The sequence below is a fragment of the Streptomyces sp. NPDC002835 genome (assembly GCF_053591995.1).
Map to the genome: position 1 here is coordinate 254,878 of NZ_JBSFUW010000002.1, position 22,003 is coordinate 276,880.

The window sequence follows — 22,003 nt, forward strand, 5'->3', positions numbered from 1 at the left end:
TGATCCGCTCGCGAGGTGTCGCATGTGCGTTCGCACAACAGCCGTGAACGCGCTCTCCCCGCGGCGTCCGTCATGCTTCCGCACCCCACCAGCAGGTCCAGGAGACCCCGTCATGCAGAACAGCGCGACCAGACCGGTCGACTCGCCGCCCGCCGGAACCGGCGGCCCGTTCGACCGGTTCTTCCGCATCACCGAACGCGGCTCGACATATGCCCGGGAGATACGTGGCGGCTTCGCCACGTTCTTCACCATGGCGTACATCCTCGTGCTCAACCCGATCATCCTCGGCAGCGCGGAGGACAAGTTCGGTGAGCAGCTGGACCCCGGCCAACTGGTCACCGCCACCGCACTGGTGGCCGCGGTCATGACCCTGATCATGGGTGTGGGCGGCAATCTGCCGCTCGCCCTCGCCGCGGGCCTGGGCATCAACGCCGTCGTCGCCTTCCAGGTCGCTCCCCTGATGGCCTGGGACGACGCGATGGGCCTCATCGTGCTCGAGGGCCTCCTGATCTGCGTACTGGTGATGACCGGTCTCCGCGAGGCCGTCATGCACGCCATCCCGCAACCGCTCAAACAAGCGATCAGCGTCGGCATCGGCCTGTTCATCGCCTTCATCGGCTTCGTGGACGCCGGGTTCGTCACGCGCATCCCGGACGCCGCGAACACCACCGTGCCCGTGCAGCTCGGCACCGGTGCGCTCACCGGCTGGCCGATGCTCGTCTTCTGCGTCGGCGTGCTGCTGACCGTCGTGCTGCTGGCCCGCAAGGTCAGGGGCGCCATCCTCATCAGCATCGTCCTGATGACCGTGGTCGCCGTCGTCGTCGACGCCCTGGCCGACGTCAAGTCCTGGGGCCTGACCTCGCCGTCCGTGCCCGACGAGCCCTTCGCGGCCCCCGACTTCGAACTGCTGGGCAACTTCGACCTGTTCGGCTCGTTCGGTCAGGTCAGTGTGCTGACCGTCGTCCTGCTCGTCTTCACCCTGGTCCTGTCGGACTTCTTCGACACCATGGGCACCGTCGTCGGCGTCACCGCCGAAGCCGGACTCCTCGACGAGCGCGGGCAGGTGCCCGGCCTGGGCCGCGTGCTGCTCATCGACGGTGCGGCCGCGGTCGCGGGTGGCGCCGCGTCCTCGTCGTCGGCCACGACGTACATCGAGTCCGCGGCCGGTGTCGGCGAAGGCGCTCGTACGGGCTTCGCCAACCTCGTCACCGGCGGTCTGTTCGCCCTCGCCCTCTTCCTCGCGCCCGTCCTCACGATCGTGCCCCTCCAGGCCGCGGCCCCCGCCCTCGTCGCCGTCGGATTCCTGATGATGACGCAGGTCAAGCACATCGACTGGGACCGCTACGAAGTGGCCGTCCCCGCCTTCCTGACCATCGTCGTCATGCCGTTCACCTACTCCATCACCAACGGCATCGGCGCCGGCTTCATCGCCTACGTGGTCATCAAGGCGTGCCTGGGCAAGGCCCGCGAGGTGCACTGGCTGCTGTGGGGCACCGCGGCGCTCTTCCTCGTCTACTTCGCCATCGACCCGGTGGAGCAGCTCCTCGGCATCTAGCTTCCGCAGGCCGGGTTCCGGTCGGGCTCAACGGGCCCGGTCCTGCTCGTTGTCGACATCGGTCAGCCGCCACCGGCACGGTGATGCGCTCGGACCGGGCCATGCCGCACCCGGCGGCGGGCGTGGTCCGCTTCGCGGGCCGATGCCGGGACCGGGGTGGGCCGGGGTGGGGACGTGCCGGCGGTGGCGGCACGGCCCCGGTGCCGTGCCTCAGTACGGAGGGACCGGCCAGGACCGCCCACAGGGCAGGTCCGTGAGCCGGTCCCTCCGCGGTTCTCCGCGCATGCCCTCACTCCGCTGGAGGGACCCGACGAAAGCGGGGGGACATGGCGGGCCCGCTCGCTTCTGCTGTGCTCATTCCTCCTCGGTGCCGAGGAAGGGCGCGAGCAACTCGGTGATGTGCTGCTCGATCGCGTCCTTGGTCAGGCCGAGGCCCGACAGAGGGCCGGTGCCGTTCTCCGCCTCCAGCAGGGCCAGCAGGATGTGCTCCGTGCCGATGTAGTTGTGGCCGAGGCGCAGTGCCTCGCGGAAGGTGAGCTCGAGTGCCTTGCGGGCCCGTGCGTCGTAGGGGATGACCTCGGGCAGTTCCTCGGCAGAGGCAGGCAGCGCCGTGGTAGCGGAGCCGCGGACCATGTCGAGGGTCACGCCCTGCGCGATGACCGCCCTGGCGGCGAGGCCGTCCGGCTCGGCGAGCAGGCCGAGTGCGAGGTGTTCCGGACCCACCTGGGCGTTGCCGGCAGAACGGGCCTCGTTCTGCGCGGCCATGACCACGTTCCGGGCGCGGTCGGTGAAGCGGCCGAAGCCCTGGCTGGGGTCGAGGTCGAGTGGCTGGTCGGATTCCTTGGTGACGAAACGCTTCTGGACGGCTTGCTTGGACACGCCCATGGACCGGCCGATGTCGGTCCAGGACGCCCCGGAACGCCGGGCCTGGTCGACGAAGTGGCCGATGAGGTGGTCGGCGACGTCACCGAGGTGGTCGGCGGCGATGACCGCGTCGGAGAGCTGGTCGAGCGCGTCGGTGTGCGCCTTCTTGATGGCGTCGATCAGATCGTCGAGCCGGACGGGATGAGTCATGCGGACTGGATCTGTCATGCGACAACTCTAGGTTGACGATGCATCCATCGTCAACCTAGAGTTGTCGCTGTCGGCCCATGGTCCACCAGGTAATCGCGTTCACGGGCACCCGGCAGTGCCCTGCCCAGCAGCGAAGCCCTGGGCAGCGAGAGGAGGTCCGCGTCGAGGTCCCTGTGCGAGGCGGAGCCGGCACTGGCACTTCCGGTGCTTGTCGACTCGGGCCGGTTCGGTCGGCTGCGCAAGCCGTCCGGCATGACCGACCGCCCCGAACCATCGGCACCGACCAGGACCTTCGGAGGCAACCCGACAGCCTGCACGCAGTAGGCGCCGGCTTGGACGGACACAATCCCTCGGCAAGGCTCATTGCCCAGGCCAGGAAGGCGCTTTCGCGCCTCCGTCCCGGTCAGCCGACCTCAAGTGAAACGGCGGGGGCTAGTCGGTCCGCATGGGCGCGGCGATGCGCTCCACGACCTCCGCGATCTGAACCAGGCACTCATGTACTTGCGGTGGAGGTGCGCCAAGAGGGTCGTTCACGTCTGCGTCACCAGTGCGTGTCGACACGGAACCACGGCGAGCGGCCGCGCCCTGGACGAGGGCCGCAAAACGTGTGGCCGGATCCACGACGCCCGCGGCGTCCTCGCGACGCACCAGCCAGGCGAATTCGCGGAAGGTGAATGCACGGGACAACGCACGCACGGGGGACAGCCGCACAGCGGCCTCACGGTGTTCCGTCGCAGCGCCCAGTACCAGGTCCGCGCTGTCGACCATCTCCTTGGTCAGTCGGCGTGAGCCCGTCCCGCAGGGCTGAACGCCATGTCCGAGGAGGAAGGAGGCGACATCAGCCGCCATCGGCATATCCGCGAGAGCCCGTGTGCCCGCACTGCTCAGGTGGATCACCTTGCGATGCTCGAGCAGCCGGTGCCTGAGCAGGCACTCGGCAAGCGGAGAGCGATAGAGGTTGCCGGTGCACACCACGAGTACACGGAACGGGGGCACACACGCTCCAGGAGGAGAGGAAGAGCAGACCAAGACGTGCGACGCGGTGCCAGTATTCACCCGACACCCCCGACGGGTGTGTACTTCAATGCGCGTTTCCCGCAGTGCGCTTTTGTGTTCGCCGCCGTCGGCGGCCATGGCCGGGTCTTGACCGACCAGGCAATCTGCCGAAGTCGCGGGATCTCCGAAGCCGAGCGCTGCCGGGTGGTCAAGATTCCGCGAATTGGCCGGCTTGGCTCCTCGTGCCGCGGGGGTACTGACGGCCGATCCGGTGATCCCTTTACCCCATGCGGCGTCTTATTTCCTGAGGGCGCTTAGCAGGTGCTGTTCCGCGTCATCCATTCCACATACCGTACTCGCGGGTCGGACCAAGACATCGGCCTGATTCCACCTGAGGAGCGTGAATGCGATGACGGCGTCATCGAAGTGGCGTGCTGCCTTCGCGGGCACGGCAGCCTCCGCTGTCCTGGCCGCAGTCCCCTTCGTAGGAGCACAACCTGCCCACGCCCAGCCCTATCCACCCGACTCCCCGAGCCTCACCCTCAGCGCCACCACCGTGGACGCAGGAGACGAGCTCAGCTTCACCGGAACCGGATTCGATCCGAACGAGGGGGTGGGCGCATTCCTCCTCTCGAAACCCATCAAGTTGGGCTTCTTCACCGCCGACAGCAACGGCACGGTGGAGGGAACCGTCACCATCCCCAAGTGGACAGACCCGGGCCGGCACACCTTCCGTCTCAAGGGGAAGGAATCAAAACTGAAGCTCTCGGCCGAGATCACCGTACGCTCGCACAGGCCTCACCTCGCCAACACCGGTGAGGACAGCTCGGCCCTTCTGCTGGGCGGAGCCGCAGGGATGGTCGTGCTCGGAGGCGGCGCGATGATGGCCGTCCGCCGACTGAAGCGCGACTGACCACCCGGTTTCCTCAGGCAGCTGCGAAGACCAGCGGCCGACAGCCGATCTCCCGACGCATGACCTCGCGTCCTCGGAGCACGTGCTGTCGGCCGCTGCCGCCATGACCCCTCGCGCTGACCCTGGCGGCCGGTTTTGCGAAAAGCATCTGGCAAGCCCCACGCTCAACCACCCGTGGGGCGGCTTCCGCCTCAAAGACGGGTGGTTGCATCAGGCGGCCGGGGTCGTGCTCAACGTGGTGTGGTCGCGGAACATGACCGCCGAGCCGTCCTCGGTTCGCGTCTGCCGCGACCGCCTCGGCCACTGGTACGTGTCCTTCGTCGTGCCCGCGCGCGGGCCCGCAGTCCTTCTGACCGGTGCCGGTTGCCGGGCACGACAGCACCTGCCGCGCGCTGCGGGGGCAGAGCCGCAGTGTGTGCCGTAGATCTTCTGCGGATGTGCACCGGCTCGGGGGCCGATCGCCTCTGGCCTCCGAGCCGCTGCGGGAACCGGTCAGTGCCGCAGCGTGCCCGACTCACGGCTTTCCACGTACCACGTATATGTCTGGGTGATTCCTTCCCGCAGAGCGATACGAGGAGTCCAGCCGAGGGCGGTGAGCCGGGACACGTCGAGGAGCTTGCGCGGCGTACCGTCCGGCTCGGTCGGATCCCACTCGATGCTCCCCCGGTACCTGACAACATCCGCCACGAGTTCCGCCAGTTCCCGGATGCTCAGGTCCGTGCCGGTGCCGACGTTGACCGGACTGTCCGCGTCGTAGTGATCAAGCAGGTGCAGGCAGGCCCGGGCCAGATCGTCCACATGGAGGAACTCCCGACAAGGCGTGCCGCTGCCCCAGTTCACCACCTGTCGCTCACCCGATTCCTTCGCCTCGTGGAAGCGACGGATCAGGGACGGCAGCACATGGGAGTGCTCCGGGTGGAAGCTGTCACCGGGCCCGTACAGATTGGTCGGCATGGCGGAGATCCAGGGCAGACCGTACTGGCGTCGTACCGCCTGTACCTGCAGGATGCCGGCGAGCTTGGCGATGGCGTAGGCGTCGTTGGTCGGCTCCAGAGGGCCTGTCAACACCGCCTCCTCGCGGATGGGCTGCTCGGCGAACTTCGGGTAGATGCAGCTGGACCCCAGGAACAGCAGCCGCTCCACCCCGTGCTTGAGGGCGGCGTCCAGCACATTCACCTGGATACGGAGATTGTCGGAGAGGAACTCGGCGGGCCGGGTGGCGTTCGCCTTGATCCCCCCCACCCGCGCGGCCGCGAGCACGACCACGTCGGGCCGCACGGCCGCGAACCAGTCGAGGACTGCCCCGCGCTCGCGCAGATCCAGCTCCGCCGACCCGGGCCCGACCAGGTCGGTGAACCCCTCCCGCGTCAGGCACCGCCACACGGCCGAGCCGACGAGACCTCCCTTCCCGGCTACGAACACGCGTGCAGAGCGGTCGAGCGGGCGGTGGACGCTTCTGTCTGTTGCCACTCCGCAGGCGGCCGGCGCCGAAGCGGCGGGGTGAGTGGCATCGCTGCCGACGTTCGTGCAGGTACTCATGGAAGTCGCTCCTTCAACGAGGGCCACGGGACGGGCTCGGACCCGGAACGCACGAAGTCAGCAAGGGCTTGAGGGCCGCCCTGCGGCCACTGTGTCCCGGGTGAAGAGGAAGTTCACATAGCGCGCCGGTGGAACGAAGCCCGGCGTCACGGGAGCAGGTCCCCTGCTGCCGAGATGTTGAATGTGACGGTAGCCCAGGTCGAACGCGGTCTCCCGGACGTTGCTCAGGGCTGCCTCGTCGAGGCACTCCGCGATGATGGCGGGGTGGTGGACGCGAATGCTCTTCTCCAGGCCGCGCAGCACCTGCGGTTCGAGCCCCTCCACGTCGATCTTGATGAGGTCGACCGGACGTCCGTCGAGCACCTCGTCCCCCGTGGTGACCTTCACGTCGGCGATGCTTTGCGCGGGCCACGTGTCCAGCAGGGAGGCTTTCGTCGCGTTGGCGGGGATCCTCAGCCGGGTGCGCCCAGGTGTGTCCGAGAGCGCCTTGTCGATGACGGTGACGCGGTTCTCGAACCGGTTGGCCCGGATGTTGCGGTTCAGCATGCGGGTTGCGGCCGGGTTGGGTTCAATGGCCAGGGCCTCCAGGCTCGGGTTGGCCCGGCAGGCGAGCAGGGTGTAGATGCCGGAGAAGGCGCCGATGTCGAGGAACCGACGGGCACTGCGGGCGAGTTGGTACACCACCGGGTGGGTGGTCTCCTCCCAGTGCCGCATGTTGGTCCAGATCAGGCCCCGGGCCAGGATGTCAGCGTCGCTGCTGACGTAGCGGAAGGTGCGTCCGTCGGGGGCACGTAGGCTCCACTCTCCCGTGGGATGCAGGCGTCTCCACACTGCGCGGGGCACTACGCCGCGCATAGCCCCGGCACGAACAGCCCGTTGGCAGCCCGGAAGGCGGAGGAAGAGGTCGCGCGTGCTGGTCAAGATCTCTTTGGAGGACACGGGCGCAGCATAGGCAGGGCATATGCCGCAAAGTTCGCCTGCGGGGTGTGTTGTCGCGCGGGGACGGCCGAATTCACTCCGGCGCCGCACTCCTGCACCCGACCGTTGTGGTACGGCTCAGTACCCGGCGCCCGCGCCCTCGTTCACCAGCGCGCCGAGCCGATCCAGTGGTGCGACGGGCGAAGCGAGGACGTAGTCGTAGTCGATGCCGAGGTTGCGGCTCAAGCGGGCATAGCAGTCGTTGAACCATGGGTCCGGGAAGATCTCGATCACACGCTCGGCACGCTGAGCCCACACCAGGTTGGCCAGACCGGCTCCGTGCGGAGCGATGACCGTACGGGCGCCGGCGAACAGTGCTCGCTGCTCCTTGAAGGAGAGGTCCTGGCCGTACACCACTGTGACGCCCGCCTGCCGCATCACGCGCTCGACCTCCGCCTCGTTCGACAATGCCCGCTTGGAATCCTTCAAGCGGCTCACGTAGACGGCGTCGACGTCGGCGGGGTCCGCAGGAAAGGCTGCGCGCAGTCGGTCGATCTCAGCACGCTGAACGAAGCCGGACATGGGTTCGACGGCGGCGAGGACGCACGAGTCGACGTGTGCGATGTCGTCCAGGCGGACGATTCTGGAGGGCCCGACCAGGTGCTCCGCAGCCGCCAGCACATGGGCCGGCACCCTGCTCGGCATCACGAGCAGCGCCTCGGGCTCGACACTGAGAGCGAAGACCGCGGCGGGGAGTACCTCGAGCAGCCAGTGGTAGTAGCCCGTCGGCGCGAAGGCGACGACAGGGCGACCGGCGAGTCGCCTGACCGGGAGCAACGGTTCGTGACGGACGTCGCCCCACCCGAGCGAACGGATGAGGGATCCGTAGCTCTCTTCCAGCACGGGGCCGCCGGGCAGCCAGATGAGGCCGCTGTGCGGGCTGAGCAGCACGTCGTGAAGCCGGTACGCATGGCGCTCGTCGAACGCCTTGGAGCGGCGGAACCGCGGTGGGAAGCCGACGGGGAAGTCGTAGCGCTCGACCACGGCCTCGGTCCTGGTCAACGACTCGCTCACATGCCGGGCCATCCTGGGCTCGTGCATACGTTCCGCGATCGAGCGCACATAGACCCGCGGCATCCCTCCTGAGACCGGTCCGAGCAGAGCCTGGCTGGCGGTCCTCGCCATCAGAACTCTGCCGCGGGCTGTCAGTTCGCGCAGCTTCGGCGTCATACCCCGGAACGTAGGACCGGGCAGCTGGTGCCGTTCGGTTACGCGCCCACCCTCGGGCGCGTATTCACCCATTGCGCCTATGCCGTTCGGCGCCGGTTACGGAATCAGAGTGATCCCCCGGCAGACACATGCGGAGAAGGGTAGTAGGAGCGGCCGGGCATGCGACGTTGGGATCGTGATACTCCATTCTGAGAATCCGGGGTGGTAAGTGTGGGTCCTCCCCCAATCCGGGAGCAGCGCAAGCTGATCGTCGTCGGTCAGGGATACGTGGGTCTCCCGCTGGCCATGCGCGCGGTGGAAGCGGGATTCTCCGTCGTCGGCGTGGACACGGACGAGCTGCGGGTCAAGCGTCTGGCGTCCGGCGATTCGTACATCGAGGGAGTTGGCAACAGGCGTTTGATCGCCGCACTGGACAGTGGGCGCTACAAGGTGACCACCGACTACGGCGAAATCTCCGACTTCGACATCTGCACCATCACCGTGCCGACACCGCTGCACGAGGGCGTGCCGGATCTGACTTTCGTGGAATGTGCCGCCCGGAGCATCGCCTCCCACATCACCCCCGGCGCCACTGTCGTTCTGGAATCGACCACATACCCCGGCACCACGGAGAGTCTGCTGCGGCCATTGCTGGAGAACGGCAGCGGACTGAAGGCCGGTACGGGTTTCCACCTCGGCTACAGCCCCGAGCGTATCGACCCGGGTAACCCACAGTGGCAGCTGGAGAACACTCCCAAGGTGATCTCCGGGATCGACCCGGCGTCACTGCAGGAGATCGAGCGCTTCTACGCGCGCATCGTCGAGCGCACCGTGCCCGTGTCCTCCTGCCGCACCGCCGAGCTGACCAAGCTGCTGGAGAACACCTTCCGCCACGTCAACATCGCCCTGGTCAACGAGATGGCGACGTTGTCGAGGGGGCTGGGTGCGGACATCTGGGAAGCCATCGAGGCCGCAGACACCAAGCCGTTCGGCTTCATGGCGTTCAGGCCGGGCCCCGGTGTGGGCGGGCACTGCTTGCCGGTGGACCCGTCATATCTCTCCTGGCAGGTCAAGCGGCTGCTGCGGCAGAGTGTCCGGTTCATCGCGCTGGCGAACGAGATCAATGACGGCATGCCGCACCACGTCGTCTGGCGAATCAGCCGGGGCCTGAACGAACGCGGGAAGTCCGTCAACGGCTCTCGGGTCCTGCAACTGGGCCTGGCCTACAAGAAGAACACCGGCGACATCCGCGAGTCACCTTCCGTCATGCTCGCCCGGTCATTGCAGAACCTCGGCGCCCGGGTCGCCGCGGTGGAACCACACACCGACTCCTATCTCCTTCCCCCGGACATCGTCTGCGTGGAGTTGACCGAAGCCGAGGTCCGGGCGGCCGACGTGGTCGTCGTGGCAACCGATCACGATGATTTCGACTATGCGCTCGTCGAGCAGGCCGGTGCGTACATTTTCGACACCCGCAACCGCTGTCGGGCGGAGCAGGTCGAGGTCCTGTGACCCCGCCTTCCTGGGCCCAGTGCGTCGCGATCGGTAAACAGGGGTCGCGGCCGCCGGCCATCCTCCTCCGTGCCGTCGCGTGGTCGCACTCGTTCGAATCAGCGCGCGGCCTGGTTGAGGACTTACGAGTGGTTCACCCCGTAGATGAGGCCTTCCAGTTGAGGAGTCTCACGTGCCACCAGTCCGCATCGCGGTGCTGATGACCAGCCACAACCGCCACGACAAGACACTCGCCGCACTCGCCGCGCTCGCCGAACAGCGCGGGCTGCGGGAGGACACCACGGTACGTACCTACCTGGTGGACGCCGGCAGCACCGACGGCACACCCGAGGCGGTTCGCGCTGCCCACCCCGAGGTGGAGGTCACCACGGTCGGCCCTGACATCTACTGGAGCCACGGTATGCGGATCGCGAGCCGCAACAGCCGGCGATGCGGCGAACCGGCCTGGGACTACCAGCTCTGGCTCAACGACGATGTGAGGCTGGAAGGGGACGCGCTCACCGTACTGCTCGACACCGCACACGCCGTGGGCCCCGGCAAGGTCGTGGTCGGCGCCGTGCGTGCGTCGGCCGATGACCGCACCACGTACTCGGGACGCCGCGGCCGTGCGCTCGCGCTGGTCGAGCCCACCGGTCGCCCCGAGCGCTGCGACACGTACAACGGCAACGTCGTGCTGTTGCCCCGGGTGGTGTGTGAACGGGTCGGCGACATCGACGAGGTCTTCCAGCACGGCATCGGCGACTACGATCACGGATTCCGCGTCCGCCAGGCAGGCATTCCCGCCTATGTGACGCCGTGCCACGTCGGCATCTGCGACCGGAACCCACCGCACACCGGGTCCCGAGAACCGGGTATCGGCGTGCGCGAGGCGCTGCGCCGGATCACCTCGCAGCGGGAACTGCCGCCCCGCCAATGGTGGGCCTACTGCCTGCGGCACGGTTGGCCGCAAGCCCCGCTGCTGATGCTCTCGCCCTATGTGAAGACCGCGGCGCGAGCCTCCTTCCGTCGCTCTTCCGCGGGGGGCTGATCCCTTGCCACTCGATCCGACGACACTGCTGCTCGGCTGCGCCGCGCTCATCGGCTGCGCGGCACTCACCGCGAGCTTCGTCCGCTGGCCGGTCTGGGGAATCGGCCTGTATGTCGCCGTCCAGCTCTGGCAGACGCAGCAGAGCATGCGGCAGCCACTCCCGGGCGCGGGCCTGGATCTGTTGCCCACCGATGTGCTGACCGTGTGTCTGCTGGTCGCTGCCCTCATCATGCTCAGGAGGCGGGGGAGCCGCGCCTCGGCGCTGCTTCTCGTCCTGTTGGTCCTGACCGCCTATGCACTGATCCGCGGGTTCGGACCCTTCGGTGTCCAGACGGCGGGCAATGAAGCCCGAACCAATTTCATTCAGCTCCTCTGCGCAGCACTCTTCGTCGCCGTCCTGTCTCCCGGCCGGAACCTGGTGCGCGCGGTCACCCTCATCTGGGTGCTGGCAGCCTGTGCTCTGTCCTGCCTTGCTCTGCTGGGGTGGCTGACCTTCGGTATCGGCTCCAACTCCGACCGGATCATGGTCGATGGAGTGCTCACCGGCGTCCGCCCGGTAAATGCTGCTGAAACACTGATCATCGGCCAGGCGGCCATGATGCTGCTGTGTGTTCGCGGCTCCGCGCGGGGCAGAGCGCTGGCTTGGCTGCTCCTGGTGGTCGTCATCCTGGCCCAGCACCGCACCGTCTGGCTGGCCACGGGCATCATGATCACAGGCTGGCTGCTGTCCCGCCACCGGCAGACGGGATCCCGTGCTGCGGCACTGGCCGTTCTGGGCTCGCTCGGCATGCTCTCCGTGCTGGCCGTTTCCTGGGGAGCCGCCGGCGGGGTCACCTCAAGTCTCGCCGCCTCCAGTGAGGACGATCGGACGCTGGTGTGGCGGATGGAGGGCTGGCACGCTCTGCTGCCGCAGCTCAAAGAGGTGCCCGACTGGCTACTGGGCCTGCCCTTCGGATCGGGGTACGACCGTATGGTCAACGAAACGTTCGTCATCGTGTCACCCCACAACTACTATCTGGAGGTCTTGCTGCGCCTCGGCCTCCTCGGCGTCGCGGCACTCCTCCTTCTGTACGCCACGGCATGGCGCGCGGCAGGAGCGGACAGTGAGCACAGACTGATGCTCCGGCTGCTCATCTGCAGCCAGTTGGTCTACATGATCACCTATTCCCTCACCCCTGAACAGGCCGTGATCCTTGGTCTGTTGGCGGCCTGCGCACAGCAGCGCGGCACTTGTCGTCCCCCCACCCTCGAGGAGTCGCCATGTCTGAAAAAACCGCACTCATCACCGGCATCACCGGCCAGGACGGCTCGTATCTAGCCGAGCTCCTGCTCTCCAAGGGCTACCTGGTGCACGGCCTCATCCGCCGCTCCTCCACCTTCACCACCCAGCGGATCGACCACCTCTACCAGGACCCGCACGAGCCCGACGCCCGCCTCCGGCTGCACTACGGAGATCTGGCCGACGGCTCCCGTATCGCTGCCCTACTGGAGGCCATCCAGCCCGACGAGGTCTACCACCTGGCCGCCCAGTCGCACGTCCGGGTCTCCTTCGACGAACCCGAGTTCACCGGGACCACCACGGGCCTGGGTACCACCCGTCTCCTCGAAGCCATCCGGATGACCGGGTTGCCGTGCCGCTTCTACCAGGCCTCCAGTTCCGAGATGTTCGGGACGACGGCGCCCCCGCAGTCGGAGTCGTCGATCTTCCACCCGCGCTCGCCGTACGCGGCAGCCAAGGTGTACGCCTACTGGATCACCCGCAACTACCGTGAGGCGTACGGCGTCCACGCCGTCAACGGAATCCTCTTCAACCATGAGTCCCCGCGTCGCGGCGAGACCTTCGTGACCCGCAAGATCGCCCGTGCCGCGGCCCGCATCGCCCGCGGCGAGCAGGACGTCCTCCACCTCGGCAACCTGGAGGCCCGCCGGGACTGGGGCTACGCGCCCGAGTACGTCGACGCGATGTGGCGCATGCTCCAGCAGGACAAGCCCGGCGACTACGTGGTCGCCACCGGCACCAGCTACTGCGTGCGCGACTTCCTGGGCTTCTGCTTCGAGCACGCGGGCCTCGACTGGGAGAAGCACCTCCGCTTCGACGAGCGTTACCTGCGCCCTTCCGAAGTCCCCGATCTGGTCGGTGACGCCTCGAAGGCCGAACGTGAACTGGGCTGGAAGGCCACCGTGCACGCTCCGGAACTGGCCCGGATCATGGTCGACGCCGAGCTGGCCGCCGTCCCCACCCCGGCCCGCGAGCGTTCGCTGACGGGAGCCTGAGCGATGACCACCACCGCCGTCCCGCAGCTGAAGCATGTCAAGCCCTTGCTTCGCGGTGTCCGTGACCTGCTGATGCGATCGCACACCTTCCAGCGGGCGGTACGGGTCGGAACCGTACGCGGCCATGTGCCGCTCACCATCTGGCAGCATCTGCGCCCCACCGGCCTCTGGCACCTGCACGCACCCGACGGCAGCACATTCCGCTACCACTGCGCCCCGGACGACCTACTCGCCGGGCCGGTGGTCTGGACGGATCTGCGGCTGTGGGAGGAGGCCACCCATCCGCTCTTCTACCGGCTCGCCCGCACCGCACGCGGTTTTCTCGACGCCGGGGCCTACGCCGGCCTCTACACCCTGCTGGCCTGTCAGGCCAACCCGCGACTGCACGCCGTCGCGGTCGAACCCAACCCGGTCGCGGCCCGGATGCTGCGCCGCAATCTCGACGTCAACGGTTTTGGAACCAGGGTGCAGGTCGTCTCCAAGGCACTCTCGGAGGCACCGGGGCGGGCACGTCTGACCGTGCCCGAGCGCATCACCACGGCCACTCTGCGCGGCGGGGTCGACGCCCCCGGGTGCAGCACCGTTGACGTGGAAGTGACCACGGCGGACCTCGTGGTCGGTGACCGTCCCATCGACCTGGTGAAGATCGATGTGGAAGGTCTCGAGCCGGAGGTGCTGCGCGGCATGTCCCGGATTCTGGCCGACCACCGTCCGATCGTGATCGCCGAGTGCCTCGACCGGCCCGCCCTGGAACGGCTGCGCTCCACGGCCGCCGAGTTCGGCTACCACCACGTCCAGCACATCGCTCCGCACGGACCTGTCGCCGTACCGCCCGGCTTCGTCCCTCCCCGACGCCACCAGAACTTCCTGCTGACCACCGCGCCCTTCGCCCCCTCATGACCGATGCCCCGAAGTCCGCAGGTCGCGTCCGCTCCGTGCTGAGCTGGAATTACGGCGGCGCTGCGGTGTCCGTCGTTCTCCAGCTCGGTTACACCGCCTGGACCGCGCGCGTGGCGCCGCACAGCGCCTTCGGCGCCTATGCGATCGCCCTCACGGTGACGCAGTTGCCCGCGCTGGTTGCCACGGCGGGCCTGGCGACCTGCGTTCTGCGTGCCGAGCAACTCAGCCGCGCCTTCTTCCGCTCCGCACTCCGGCTCTCGCTGCTGACCGGGGTGGCCTGCTGGGCGGTCGTCGAGGTCGCTGCCCCGTGGTGCGCGGCGCTGTGGGGGATGCCGGAACTGACGCTTTTCCTGCGTCTGTTGGGCTACCAGTATCTGGTGGCGCCGACAGGTTGCGTGCTGTTGGCCGCATTGCGCCGGGCCGGTCTGCCCGGCTACGCAGCGGTCGCCGAGCTCACCGGGCAGGTGGCAGGCTGCGTCGTCGCAGCCGTCGTGCTCACCCGCACCGGTTCCGCGGCCGCCCTTGGCCTGGCCCTTCCGGTGGCGGCTTTCACCACCTTCGGTCTCTCCGTGTGCGGATCGGCGGCGAAGCTCGTTCTGGCGCGGGACTCGGGCGCTCCGTCCGGTTCTCTGCTGGGGCTGTCCGGGTTCCTCACCGGCTTCGCGCTGCTGCGCACCCTGGCGGCCAGTGCTCCGCTGTGGGTGGCGGGCCGACTGCTCGGTCCCGGCACGGCCGGGCTCTGGTCCCGCGCCCAGATGCTGTCCGACGTACCGGTGAACGTCCTGCTCAGGGGCCTCAATCAGGCAGCTGTACCGTTGCTCGCCGACCGCCGCAGCCAGGGACTGCCACTGACCAGGCCCGCACAGCATCTGCTGTACGCCGCCTCCGCGGGCTTCATCGCCTTTGGCGCTCTGGCCGGCGCCGGACCCGCTGCGCTCGCCCTGCTGCTCGGGCCCGGCTGGGGAGGCGCCGTAGCGCTGGTGCCGGCGTTCGCCGCGTGGGCCGCACTGCAGGTCGTATATGCAGCCGGGTGTTCGCTGGATCTTGCCCGTGGAGCCCGGTGCGACCTCATCCGCGCGCAGCTGGTTCTGCTCGTCGTCACCGGAGTGGGGCTCATCGGCGCCGTCGGCTGGCGTGAGCCACTGCCGTTCATTGTGACCGGGGTGGCCGGGCTGGCCGTTGGCCACGTCGTTCAGCTGGTCCGCTGGCACAGAACCGACACGCTCGACGCCGGCGGCGTGGGCCGCGCCCATCTCACGCACCTTGCGGCCGGGACCATGCTGGCTGTGGCCGGCCACTGGGGCGACCGTGCCCTGGGCGGTTTGCCGGGAGCGGTGCTCGCCATGTCTCCGGTGCTGCTTGGGTGCCTGCTGTTGCGCAGTCGGTTGCCGGCCTACCAGGCAGCCGCCGAAATCGGACTGCTGCGCCGCCCAGGTCGCCGAGCGACGCAAGCCGTGACCGTACCGGTGTCCCGGCCGTGACGGATCCCTGGAGGAATCCCCATGCACATCGGCCTCACAGGACCGATCGACCTCAGCCCTCTGTTGCCCGCGCTGGACCGCCCGCTTCCCGCGGTCCCGAGGGGACCCTCCACCGGCTGGTTGGCCCGCACCTGGCTCGACCAGGGCCACCGGGTCACTGTCTTCGCGATGAGTGGCGAAGTGTCGTCCCGCGCGGTGTTCGGCTCAGGACACCTGCAACTTGTCGTCACGCCGATGCGCCCCTCCAAGCAGGCGCGCGATCTCTTCAGGTACGAGCGACAGCAGTTGGCAGCCGCACTGCGCGAGCACCCCACCGACGTGGTCAGCGCCCACTGGACGTACGAATACGCACTTGCGGCCATCGCAAGCGGCCGCCCCGCCTTCGTCACCGCCAGGGACAGCCCCCTGCGCTGTGCCTGGGAGATGCGCGACACCTACCGCTGGTTGCGGCACACCCAAGCCCTGCCCGCCGTCCATCGTGCCACCGCGCTCAGTGCCAACAGCCCTTACATCGCCCAGCACTTGAGGCGCTGCCTGGGGGTGCGCCGGCCGATCGAGGTGATCCCCAACGGAGTACGGACCGATGTCCTGCCCACCTCCTGCGCGCCGCCGCCCGGCGACACCCCTGTGTTCGCTGCGGCTCTGCAGGGCTGGGGACCGATGAAGAACACCAAGGCGCTGCTTCGGGCCTTCGCCCTGCTACGCACACGGATCCGGCGCGCCCGGCTGCTGCTTCTGGGCTCGGACCACGGTCCCGGCGGCCCGGCACAGGTCTGGGCGGCAGATCGGGAACTCACCGCAGGGGTGGAATTTGCCGGACAACTGCCACACGCTGCGATGCTGGACCGCCTCGCCGCCGAGGCACATGTGCTCGTCCACCCTTCTCGTCTCGAGTCCTTCTCCATGATCTGTGCCGAGGCCATGGGCATGGGCCTGCCTGTCGTGGCCGGCCGGCGTAGTGGCGCCGTGCCCTGGGTGGTCGCAGACGCGGGCGTGCTCGTCGACATTGATCGACCCGGCCAGATTGCGGAGGCGATGACCGTGCTGGCCCGGGACGACGAGCGACGGATGGCCCTCGGTGTAGCGGGGAGAGACCGGGTCTTTGAGCACTTCTCGCTGAACGACAGCGCGCGCGCCTATACCGACTGGTTCAGAACAGCCGATAGGCGTGCGTCCTGATGTGTCCCCGTGTAGGACACCGGTCGCGTCTGTCGACGACGTACGTTACGTATTGCCCCGTGCCTGTGCGGCTGCCACCAAATTGCGCTTGACGGCGTCGCCCGCGACCAGCAGCCCACCGTGCGGCCGCGCCGCGCACCGCGACGCGCGAAGCGCGGATTTCCAGGAATTGGGAGAGAAGAGAGTCACAATGACTGAGTGACCATTCTCCACCGAGCCCGTACAGTTGCCCAGTCCCTCGGCGTCGACGTGAGGCGGTTCCCCGAGAGCTCTGTCGAGCGCCGGCTTGTGCAATTGCTGTCCCGCTTTCGAATCGATGTGGTCATGGATGTGGGAGCGAACTGCGGACAGTATGGGGTGATGCTGCGGCGATTCGGATACCGGGGACGGATCATCTCCTTCGAACCGTTGAGCAGACCGTTTGAAACCTTGCGCCGTCGGGCGGCCATGGACAGGCTGTGGACGGTATTTCCGTACGCGCTTGGCGATGAGGATGCCGCGGTCACCATCAACGTGTCCGGGAACCACGCAGCGAGCAGTTCCGTCCTTCCAATGCTGCCAAGACATGTTGATGCATGCAGAGAATCCGGTTATGTGGACCGGCAGGAGGTCGCGCAGCGCCGTCTTGAGGCACTGTGGCCCGAGGTGACCCGACCGGGAGAACGGGTCTTTCTCAAACTCGATGTCCAGGGATATGAAGAGGCAGTCCTGCGGGGGGCTGGAGACCGCATCCAGGACTGCACGGGACTCCAGATGGAGGTCTCCTGCGTACCTCTGTACGAGGGCGGCCTACAGTTGGCCGACGCTCTTGACCTTGCCCAAGGCCGATATGGCCTGACGCTGATGGGTGTGGTGCCCGGTTTCACCGATCAAAGAACGGGCCAGATGCTCCAGTGCGATCTGGTGCTCTTCCGTGAAGTTTCCTCTGGGGAAGAACGAGGCCTGGGAACCACTGAGCGGGGTCGGCAAGGAGTTCGACCGCCTCGGTGACGTAGCGCTAGGCGGTGGGGTGCCGACGCCGAAACCGGCCGCGAGCCGGGCGCAGGGATGGCCATTGCCGAGGTGGGCGAGAGTCAGCAGGGCCTGCCGGCCTGCGCTCAAGCGCCGCCATCGGGTGCCGAGAGCGCGGCGGTGTGGTCTCAGGCGGGCGGCGAGGAAGCGAAGGGCAGGGCTGGGCGCGTCGACGCCGGACGGGTGGATGCCGACACCGAGACCGTTGGATTCAATCCGAACAGCCATGTTTTTGGCCGTCGGATCAGCCAGGTGCCGCTGTTCGTGATTCGGACGCGTATCAACGAGTGAGGTCGCGGACCGTCTGCTGCTCGGACCGTTTCGAGGAAGGATTCTTGACGGCTTCTGCTTCCACGACGAGGGCGAACTCCTCACGGATCTCCATGTCCCTCAAATTCGGATCGTCGCTGTGCCCCGGCTTGAACCTGCGGACATCAGCGAAACCGGCCAGGCTCAGTTCGTCACGCAGTGCCTGGAAGTCCCACAGATAACCAATGTGGTGGCCGCACTCTTGAAACGCGACGCGGAGCAGGTCAACAGGGTAATGGGCTTCATAATTCTTCATGTTCGACAACGCGATGAGGCGCCGTGTTTCGTCGTCCCTCTTTGTGTAACGTTCCACCAGATACTCGATGTCCGGCGTTGCCAGTCGAATGCGTCCGCCGGGGACGAGCGCTCGGTACGCCTCACGGAACAGCCTTCTGTTGCGCTGCATGCGCAGGTGCTCGATCACATTGTCGGCATAGATGTGACTGACCGATGAAGTTGGCACCGGCCAGTGTTCTGTCGCATCAAGGTAATGGCGCGTACACCAACTGACATCAGTGCCGATCCACCCAGGGCGTCTCGTTCGGTGTGCGCCGATCTCGATCTTGCAGGGAGATGCTGCGGACGTCAGAGCTCGGGAAAATCGGACGCGAGCAACCGGACGATTCACCGCAGACAATGCGAATTTAATGGTCTCCTTGGGTAGTGACATGACGACAGTGTGGCATGAACCATCCGAAATATTGAGCGACACTCTGTCCGCGCTCAAATTCGCCTGTCCGGGCCGCTGCGCGACACTCGGCGCCCTCCACTCACGCGTCCCGTTCGAGTATTCTGAGCAAGCCGTTGCAGAAACGCGCCGCCATGCCGTCGATCGTGTAATTGGCGGCATCCCTTCGGCATGCTTCGTGGAGCGATGCCAGACGGGAACGGTCGTTCAGCAATTCCTGAACCGCAGCCGCGTATGCCACGGGATCATCCGGTGTGACCACGGCGTTGCGCCCGTTCTCCAGGTATTCGAACTCAGGGGCGTGCCATGGCCAGTTGGTGGTCACAACGGGGGTTCGGAGGGCGAATGAGTCGACCGCGCACAGGCCCACTCGTCCGGGCATCAACATGACGTCGGACACCGCGCCGAGCAGCGCCACACGCCTTCCCGAATGATGGCCCAGAGCCACCACCGGGCTGTTAGCGGCGGCGGCGGCTTTCACCAGATGCCGGTCGGCGCCGTCTCCGGCCACCAGCAGCCGAAAACCGGGAAGAACGGTTGCCAGGCGGTGGGCGCACTCCAGCAGGAAGGGAATCCGCTTTGGACCGTCGAGTCCACCAACGAAGAGAGCGGTGCGTCCGGGTACAAGGCCGTGACGCTTGCGGAGTTCGGCGGCCTCGGCGTGCTCCGGTGTTCCGTGGATTTCTGAGCGGTTGCGCGTGAGCGCCAGGTCCGTGGTGTCCACGCAGTTTCGCAGGACGGTGATCCGGTCGACGGGGAAGCCGCGAGACGACGCGTGTGCGGCTCCTCCCTCTGTGTAGGCGAAGAACCAGTTCGCTCGACGCGTGACTGCGTCCTTGGCGGCTTCCTGGAACCGGCTCATGCCCTTTGTGTAAGTACGGCCGTGACCCCACAGGGCGACCTGGGGGGAGGGGGCCGCGGGTGAGCTCTTCCATCGCCTCGCCAGGAACCAGTACGTCTCCAGGTTGTGAAGTGCTTGCTCCAGAACGACGACGTCAGCGGTGGCCGTCCTGTGCCGCACCTTGTGCCAGAAGAGAGGTGACCCGCCCGGAACGGTCAGGCGCCAAGTGGGAACCTCTACTGCGCCGGCGCAACGAGCCGCGTCCCGGCGTGCCGCAACGCCGGGCGGCGGTGGCCCGTGAAGGACTTCCAGCGTGCAGTCGGCAGCCTCGAGGCGATCTTGCACCCGGCTGAAGAAGGCAGTCCGGTAGTGGGGAACATAGGGCTGTACCACAGCGACCCGCCGCAGGAGCTTCGGACTTTTCAGCATCTCATCCCATCACTGTTCGTGGCTGTGGAGCCTGGCCGCCGTTCATTCGAGTGCGCGGGAGCGGCGATGAGCGATGGCGGCGGCATAGACCTCCTCCATGCGTTCAGTCCATGTGCGTTCGGTGTATCGATCTGCGAACACCTTCCGGCACTGAATGCGAAGTGTGGGAAAGTATTCGGAGGCTCGCAGGAGTGCGGGGCCCAGAGGTTCGTTTGAGCCCACGGTCATACCTGTGCCCTGCTCCCGCACGAGACGGCCCACCGTGGAACCAGTGAATGCGAGAACCGCCAGCCCTGCGGCCATCGCCTCGATGTAGACCAGGGGTTCTGCCCCTTCCAGGCAGCGGCCGGGGAAGACCAGTCCTTTCTGGGACGGCAGACGACGGCGCAGCTCGCCGGGTGGCAGTTCTCCCAGGAAGCGCACCATGGGCGGAGAAACTCGACGGCACTCCTCGAGAAGCGGGCCGTCGCCGATGACGTCCAGGGGTTCATCCGCCGGCCAGTGGCGAAGGAGTTCCACCAGGCCCTTTTCCTCGCTGATCCGTCCTACGTACACCCACCGCGAGCATGCTTCTTCCGCATGTGACGAGCCGGATCCGCGACCCGCGGAGACCTGAGGCGTCTCCGCGGCGAAGTTGGGCACCAGTGCGAGCCGCTGCTTTGGGACGCCAGCCCTCAGGTACATCTGCCGGCTCGTTCCGGAGAGGACCACCAGCTTGTCGGCATGGAGCAGAAGCGGGTCGGCAGCAGCTTGCTTGCGGCCTGCCCACGCGAGGGGAACCGTGGCGGTTCGCGAGCCTCGGTAGCATCCGTACCGCAACGCGGCCCACCGGTCCCCGTCCAGGCAGCGCGTGCAGGTGGCTCCACGGCGGTAGAACGTAGCCGAAGCGCAGAGAGCCCGGTAGTTGTGCAGGGTGCCGACAACCGCGCCTTCCCAGCGGGCCAGCCAGCTGCGCCCGAAGTTCGGAAACAGGTTGTGCACGTGCACGACATCGGGCTGAAGCTGTCGCAGCGTGGAGAGAGGGGAGAGGCCGTGTCCTGTGGCGACCGTGATCGCCGCCCGAAGAGGGTAAAGCGGTGTGCGGCTCAGTTCGTCGGTGTGGGCGGCCACCAGGTGAGTGTCATGGCCTTCCCGCCTCAGTGCCTCCATCTGGGCCATTACGGCGCGGTTCTCGCCGCTCGGACTCCCGGATCCGTAGAAGCTGTGCACAAAGGCGATGGTGTAAGTCACAACGGCACCCCGTGGTGAATTCTAAGCTCGTTCTCTTGTGGTCCGCCGAACGCTGCGTCACCTGCGGTGCCTGGCCACCAGGCTGAAGGTGGTCGGAGGAAAGGAGCGCTCTCCGATCCCCTGGAGGACCCTGGACTGCGTCGACCAATAGCGTTGGACCTCGACTGCCTCGAAGCCCGGTGCGAGGAGGTCATGCAGCGCTTCCTCGTCCACGCCGTCGCGGACGACGTGGTACTCGACCATGTCAGCCTCATTGGTGTCGTCGTAGATGCCACGGATGCGGCGCAGACGGGTGGCGAGACCCCGGCGGAGCTGGCCCTGCCCGAGGCGCCACAGGAAGTACGCGTTGCGGTCGAGATTCATCGACAGACGTGACCGCCGTGGGTACCACAAAGGGTCCTGGGCGCTGAAGAATGTTCCGCCGGGAGTGATGCGCTCGACGAGCTGATTGACCGTGCCCAGGTAGTCGGGGATGTGATGCAGGACAGAGATGCACACCACCACGTCGACACCATCCACCTGGCAGGAGGCGGTGCCGTCCTGGTCATGAATCACAGTGACGTTCGGATTGTGGCGGAAGCGGCTCTGAAGAAGACGAACGCTGGGCGCGCTCATCTCCGTTACCGTGACCTGCGCACCGGTAGCGAGGAGATGATCGGTGAAGGTGCCGTGACCGGCTCCCAGTTCGAGTACTCGGCATCGCCCGTACTGGTCGATGGCCTCCTGTACGAGAGTGTGCAAGCTGGAGATGAGCCAGCTCCGGATCGTGTGATGGCGAATATGTGGCGAGCCCGTCGCATAGTCGTGCCCGGTTCCGTGCTCGCGCTCTTGCAGCTCTCTCATCGAGGGCTTCGCCTGAGTGGTGGTCATGATGAGTCATCTTAGGAATTCTGCATGGAATGTCTTGTCCCGCCTATG

At 67.1% G+C, this 22,003-nt stretch carries 19 protein-coding genes and 1 pseudogene; 10 read left to right on the forward strand and 10 right to left on the reverse strand.

What is annotated here, in order from left to right:
• The first annotated feature begins 112 nt into the window (after positions 1-112).
• Entirely contained in the window at positions 113-1,555 is a 1,443-nt protein-coding gene (locus ACWD01_RS03930; RefSeq protein ID WP_451157767.1) for an NCS2 family permease, read from the forward strand.
• A 354-nt stretch (positions 1,556-1,909) separates the two neighbouring features.
• Here the strand turns inward: ACWD01_RS03930 and ACWD01_RS03935 are convergent, their stop codons facing one another.
• A complete protein-coding gene (locus ACWD01_RS03935; RefSeq protein WP_451157769.1) occupies positions 1,910-2,647 on the reverse strand; it encodes a Clp protease N-terminal domain-containing protein in 738 nt (245 codons plus the stop codon).
• A gap of 414 nt (positions 2,648-3,061) precedes the next feature.
• Positions 3,062-3,604, reverse strand: coding sequence for an arsenate reductase/protein-tyrosine-phosphatase family protein (locus ACWD01_RS03940; protein ID WP_451157771.1), 543 nt, complete (start codon positions 3,602-3,604; stop codon positions 3,062-3,064).
• A 430-nt stretch (positions 3,605-4,034) separates the two neighbouring features.
• Between ACWD01_RS03940 and ACWD01_RS03945 the strand changes: the two genes are divergently transcribed.
• Positions 4,035-4,538: an LPXTG cell wall anchor domain-containing protein gene (locus ACWD01_RS03945; protein WP_451157773.1), complete on the forward strand. Its 504-nt coding sequence runs from the start codon at positions 4,035-4,037 to the stop codon at positions 4,536-4,538.
• A gap of 492 nt (positions 4,539-5,030) precedes the next feature.
• Here the strand turns inward: ACWD01_RS03945 and ACWD01_RS03950 are convergent, their stop codons facing one another.
• The 3 genes from ACWD01_RS03950 to ACWD01_RS03960 all read right to left on the reverse strand — a co-directional run bounded on the left by ACWD01_RS03950 (position 5,031) and on the right by ACWD01_RS03960 (position 8,225).
• Positions 5,031-5,960 (reverse strand): GDP-L-fucose synthase family protein, encoded by a 930-nt coding sequence (locus ACWD01_RS03950; RefSeq protein WP_451157775.1) that lies wholly within the window; start codon positions 5,958-5,960, stop codon positions 5,031-5,033.
• 174 nt (positions 5,961-6,134) lie between these two features.
• The gene (locus ACWD01_RS03955; protein WP_451157777.1) at positions 6,135-7,016 is read right to left on the reverse strand and encodes an FkbM family methyltransferase; all 882 of its coding nucleotides are present in this window, start codon (positions 7,014-7,016) and stop codon (positions 6,135-6,137) included.
• A 117-nt stretch (positions 7,017-7,133) separates the two neighbouring features.
• Complete coding sequence (locus ACWD01_RS03960) at positions 7,134-8,225, reverse strand: glycosyltransferase family 61 protein (protein WP_451157779.1); 1,092 nt, start codon at positions 8,223-8,225, stop codon at positions 7,134-7,136.
• 225 nt (positions 8,226-8,450) lie between these two features.
• On the opposite strand from ACWD01_RS03960, the gene ACWD01_RS03965 reads away from it, so the two are divergent.
• The 8 genes from ACWD01_RS03965 (at position 8,451) to ACWD01_RS04000 (ending at position 17,567) form a co-directional block, all read left to right on the forward strand.
• The gene (locus ACWD01_RS03965) at positions 8,451-9,716 is read left to right on the forward strand and encodes a nucleotide sugar dehydrogenase (RefSeq protein ID WP_451157890.1); all 1,266 of its coding nucleotides are present in this window, start codon (positions 8,451-8,453) and stop codon (positions 9,714-9,716) included.
• 172 nt (positions 9,717-9,888) lie between these two features.
• Positions 9,889-10,743: a glycosyltransferase family 2 protein gene (locus ACWD01_RS03970; protein ID WP_451157781.1), complete on the forward strand. Its 855-nt coding sequence runs from the start codon at positions 9,889-9,891 to the stop codon at positions 10,741-10,743.
• 4 nt (positions 10,744-10,747) lie between these two features.
• Entirely contained in the window at positions 10,748-12,061 is a 1,314-nt protein-coding gene (locus ACWD01_RS03975; RefSeq protein ID WP_451157783.1) for an O-antigen ligase family protein, read from the forward strand.
• Entirely contained in the window at positions 12,004-13,017 is a 1,014-nt protein-coding gene (gene gmd / locus ACWD01_RS03980) for a GDP-mannose 4,6-dehydratase (RefSeq protein ID WP_451157785.1), read from the forward strand. Before ACWD01_RS03975 ends, gmd begins: the two co-directional genes overlap by 58 nt.
• Positions 13,018-13,020: 3 nt before the next feature.
• Positions 13,021-13,917 carry an FkbM family methyltransferase gene (locus ACWD01_RS03985; RefSeq protein ID WP_451157787.1) on the forward strand — a complete coding sequence of 299 codons (897 nt, stop codon included), beginning with the start codon at positions 13,021-13,023 and terminating at the stop codon, positions 13,915-13,917.
• Between the two features lie 35 nt (positions 13,918-13,952).
• On the forward strand, positions 13,953-15,398 hold the full coding sequence (locus ACWD01_RS03990; protein WP_451157789.1) for an oligosaccharide flippase family protein: 1,446 nt from the start codon (positions 13,953-13,955) through the stop codon (positions 15,396-15,398).
• A gap of 21 nt (positions 15,399-15,419) precedes the next feature.
• Complete coding sequence (locus tag ACWD01_RS03995) at positions 15,420-16,577, forward strand: glycosyltransferase family 4 protein (protein ID WP_451157791.1); 1,158 nt, start codon at positions 15,420-15,422, stop codon at positions 16,575-16,577.
• Between the two features lie 198 nt (positions 16,578-16,775).
• Entirely contained in the window at positions 16,776-17,567 is a 792-nt protein-coding gene (locus ACWD01_RS04000) for an FkbM family methyltransferase (protein ID WP_451157793.1), read from the forward strand.
• Here ACWD01_RS04000 and ACWD01_RS04005 read toward each other — a convergent pair.
• The 5 genes and pseudogenes from ACWD01_RS04005 to ACWD01_RS04025 form a co-directional block, all read right to left on the reverse strand.
• A pseudogene (locus ACWD01_RS04005) lies at positions 17,542-17,816 on the reverse strand (transposase family protein); the annotation flags it as partial. The gene ACWD01_RS04000 and the pseudogene ACWD01_RS04005 sit on opposite strands and share 26 nt — an antisense overlap.
• Before the next feature lie 52 nt (positions 17,817-17,868).
• Entirely contained in the window at positions 17,869-18,567 is a 699-nt protein-coding gene (locus tag ACWD01_RS04010) for a class I SAM-dependent methyltransferase (RefSeq protein ID WP_451157795.1), read from the reverse strand.
• 100 nt (positions 18,568-18,667) lie between these two features.
• Positions 18,668-19,447, reverse strand: coding sequence for a glycosyltransferase family 4 protein (locus ACWD01_RS04015; protein WP_451157797.1), 780 nt, complete (start codon positions 19,445-19,447; stop codon positions 18,668-18,670).
• Between the two features lie 450 nt (positions 19,448-19,897).
• On the reverse strand, positions 19,898-21,085 hold the full coding sequence (locus tag ACWD01_RS04020) for a glycosyltransferase family 4 protein (protein WP_451157799.1): 1,188 nt from the start codon (positions 21,083-21,085) through the stop codon (positions 19,898-19,900).
• Positions 21,086-21,142: 57 nt separating this feature from the next.
• Positions 21,143-21,955, reverse strand: a complete 813-nt coding sequence (locus tag ACWD01_RS04025) for a class I SAM-dependent methyltransferase (protein ID WP_451157801.1) — start codon at positions 21,953-21,955, stop codon at positions 21,143-21,145.
• Between the last annotated feature and the right edge of the window lie 48 nt (positions 21,956-22,003).

Coding starts and splice junctions, on each gene's coding strand:
- ACWD01_RS03930 (WP_451157767.1), top strand. CDS start 113: ATGCAGAACAGCGCGACCAGACCGGTCGACTCGCCGCCCGCCGGAACC.
- ACWD01_RS03935 (WP_451157769.1), bottom strand. CDS start 2,647: ATGACAGATCCAGTCCGCATGACTCATCCCGTCCGGCTCGACGATCTG.
- ACWD01_RS03945 (WP_451157773.1), top strand. CDS start 4,035: ATGACGGCGTCATCGAAGTGGCGTGCTGCCTTCGCGGGCACGGCAGCC.
- ACWD01_RS03960 (WP_451157779.1), bottom strand. CDS start 8,225: ATGACGCCGAAGCTGCGCGAACTGACAGCCCGCGGCAGAGTTCTGATG.
- gmd (WP_451157785.1), top strand. CDS start 12,004: ATGTCTGAAAAAACCGCACTCATCACCGGCATCACCGGCCAGGACGGC.
- ACWD01_RS03985 (WP_451157787.1), top strand. CDS start 13,021: ATGACCACCACCGCCGTCCCGCAGCTGAAGCATGTCAAGCCCTTGCTT.
- ACWD01_RS03995 (WP_451157791.1), top strand. CDS start 15,420: ATGCACATCGGCCTCACAGGACCGATCGACCTCAGCCCTCTGTTGCCC.
- ACWD01_RS04010 (WP_451157795.1), bottom strand. CDS start 18,567: ATGTCACTACCCAAGGAGACCATTAAATTCGCATTGTCTGCGGTGAAT.
- ACWD01_RS04015 (WP_451157797.1), bottom strand. CDS start 19,447: ATGAGCCGGTTCCAGGAAGCCGCCAAGGACGCAGTCACGCGTCGAGCG.
- ACWD01_RS04025 (WP_451157801.1), bottom strand. CDS start 21,955: ATGACCACCACTCAGGCGAAGCCCTCGATGAGAGAGCTGCAAGAGCGC.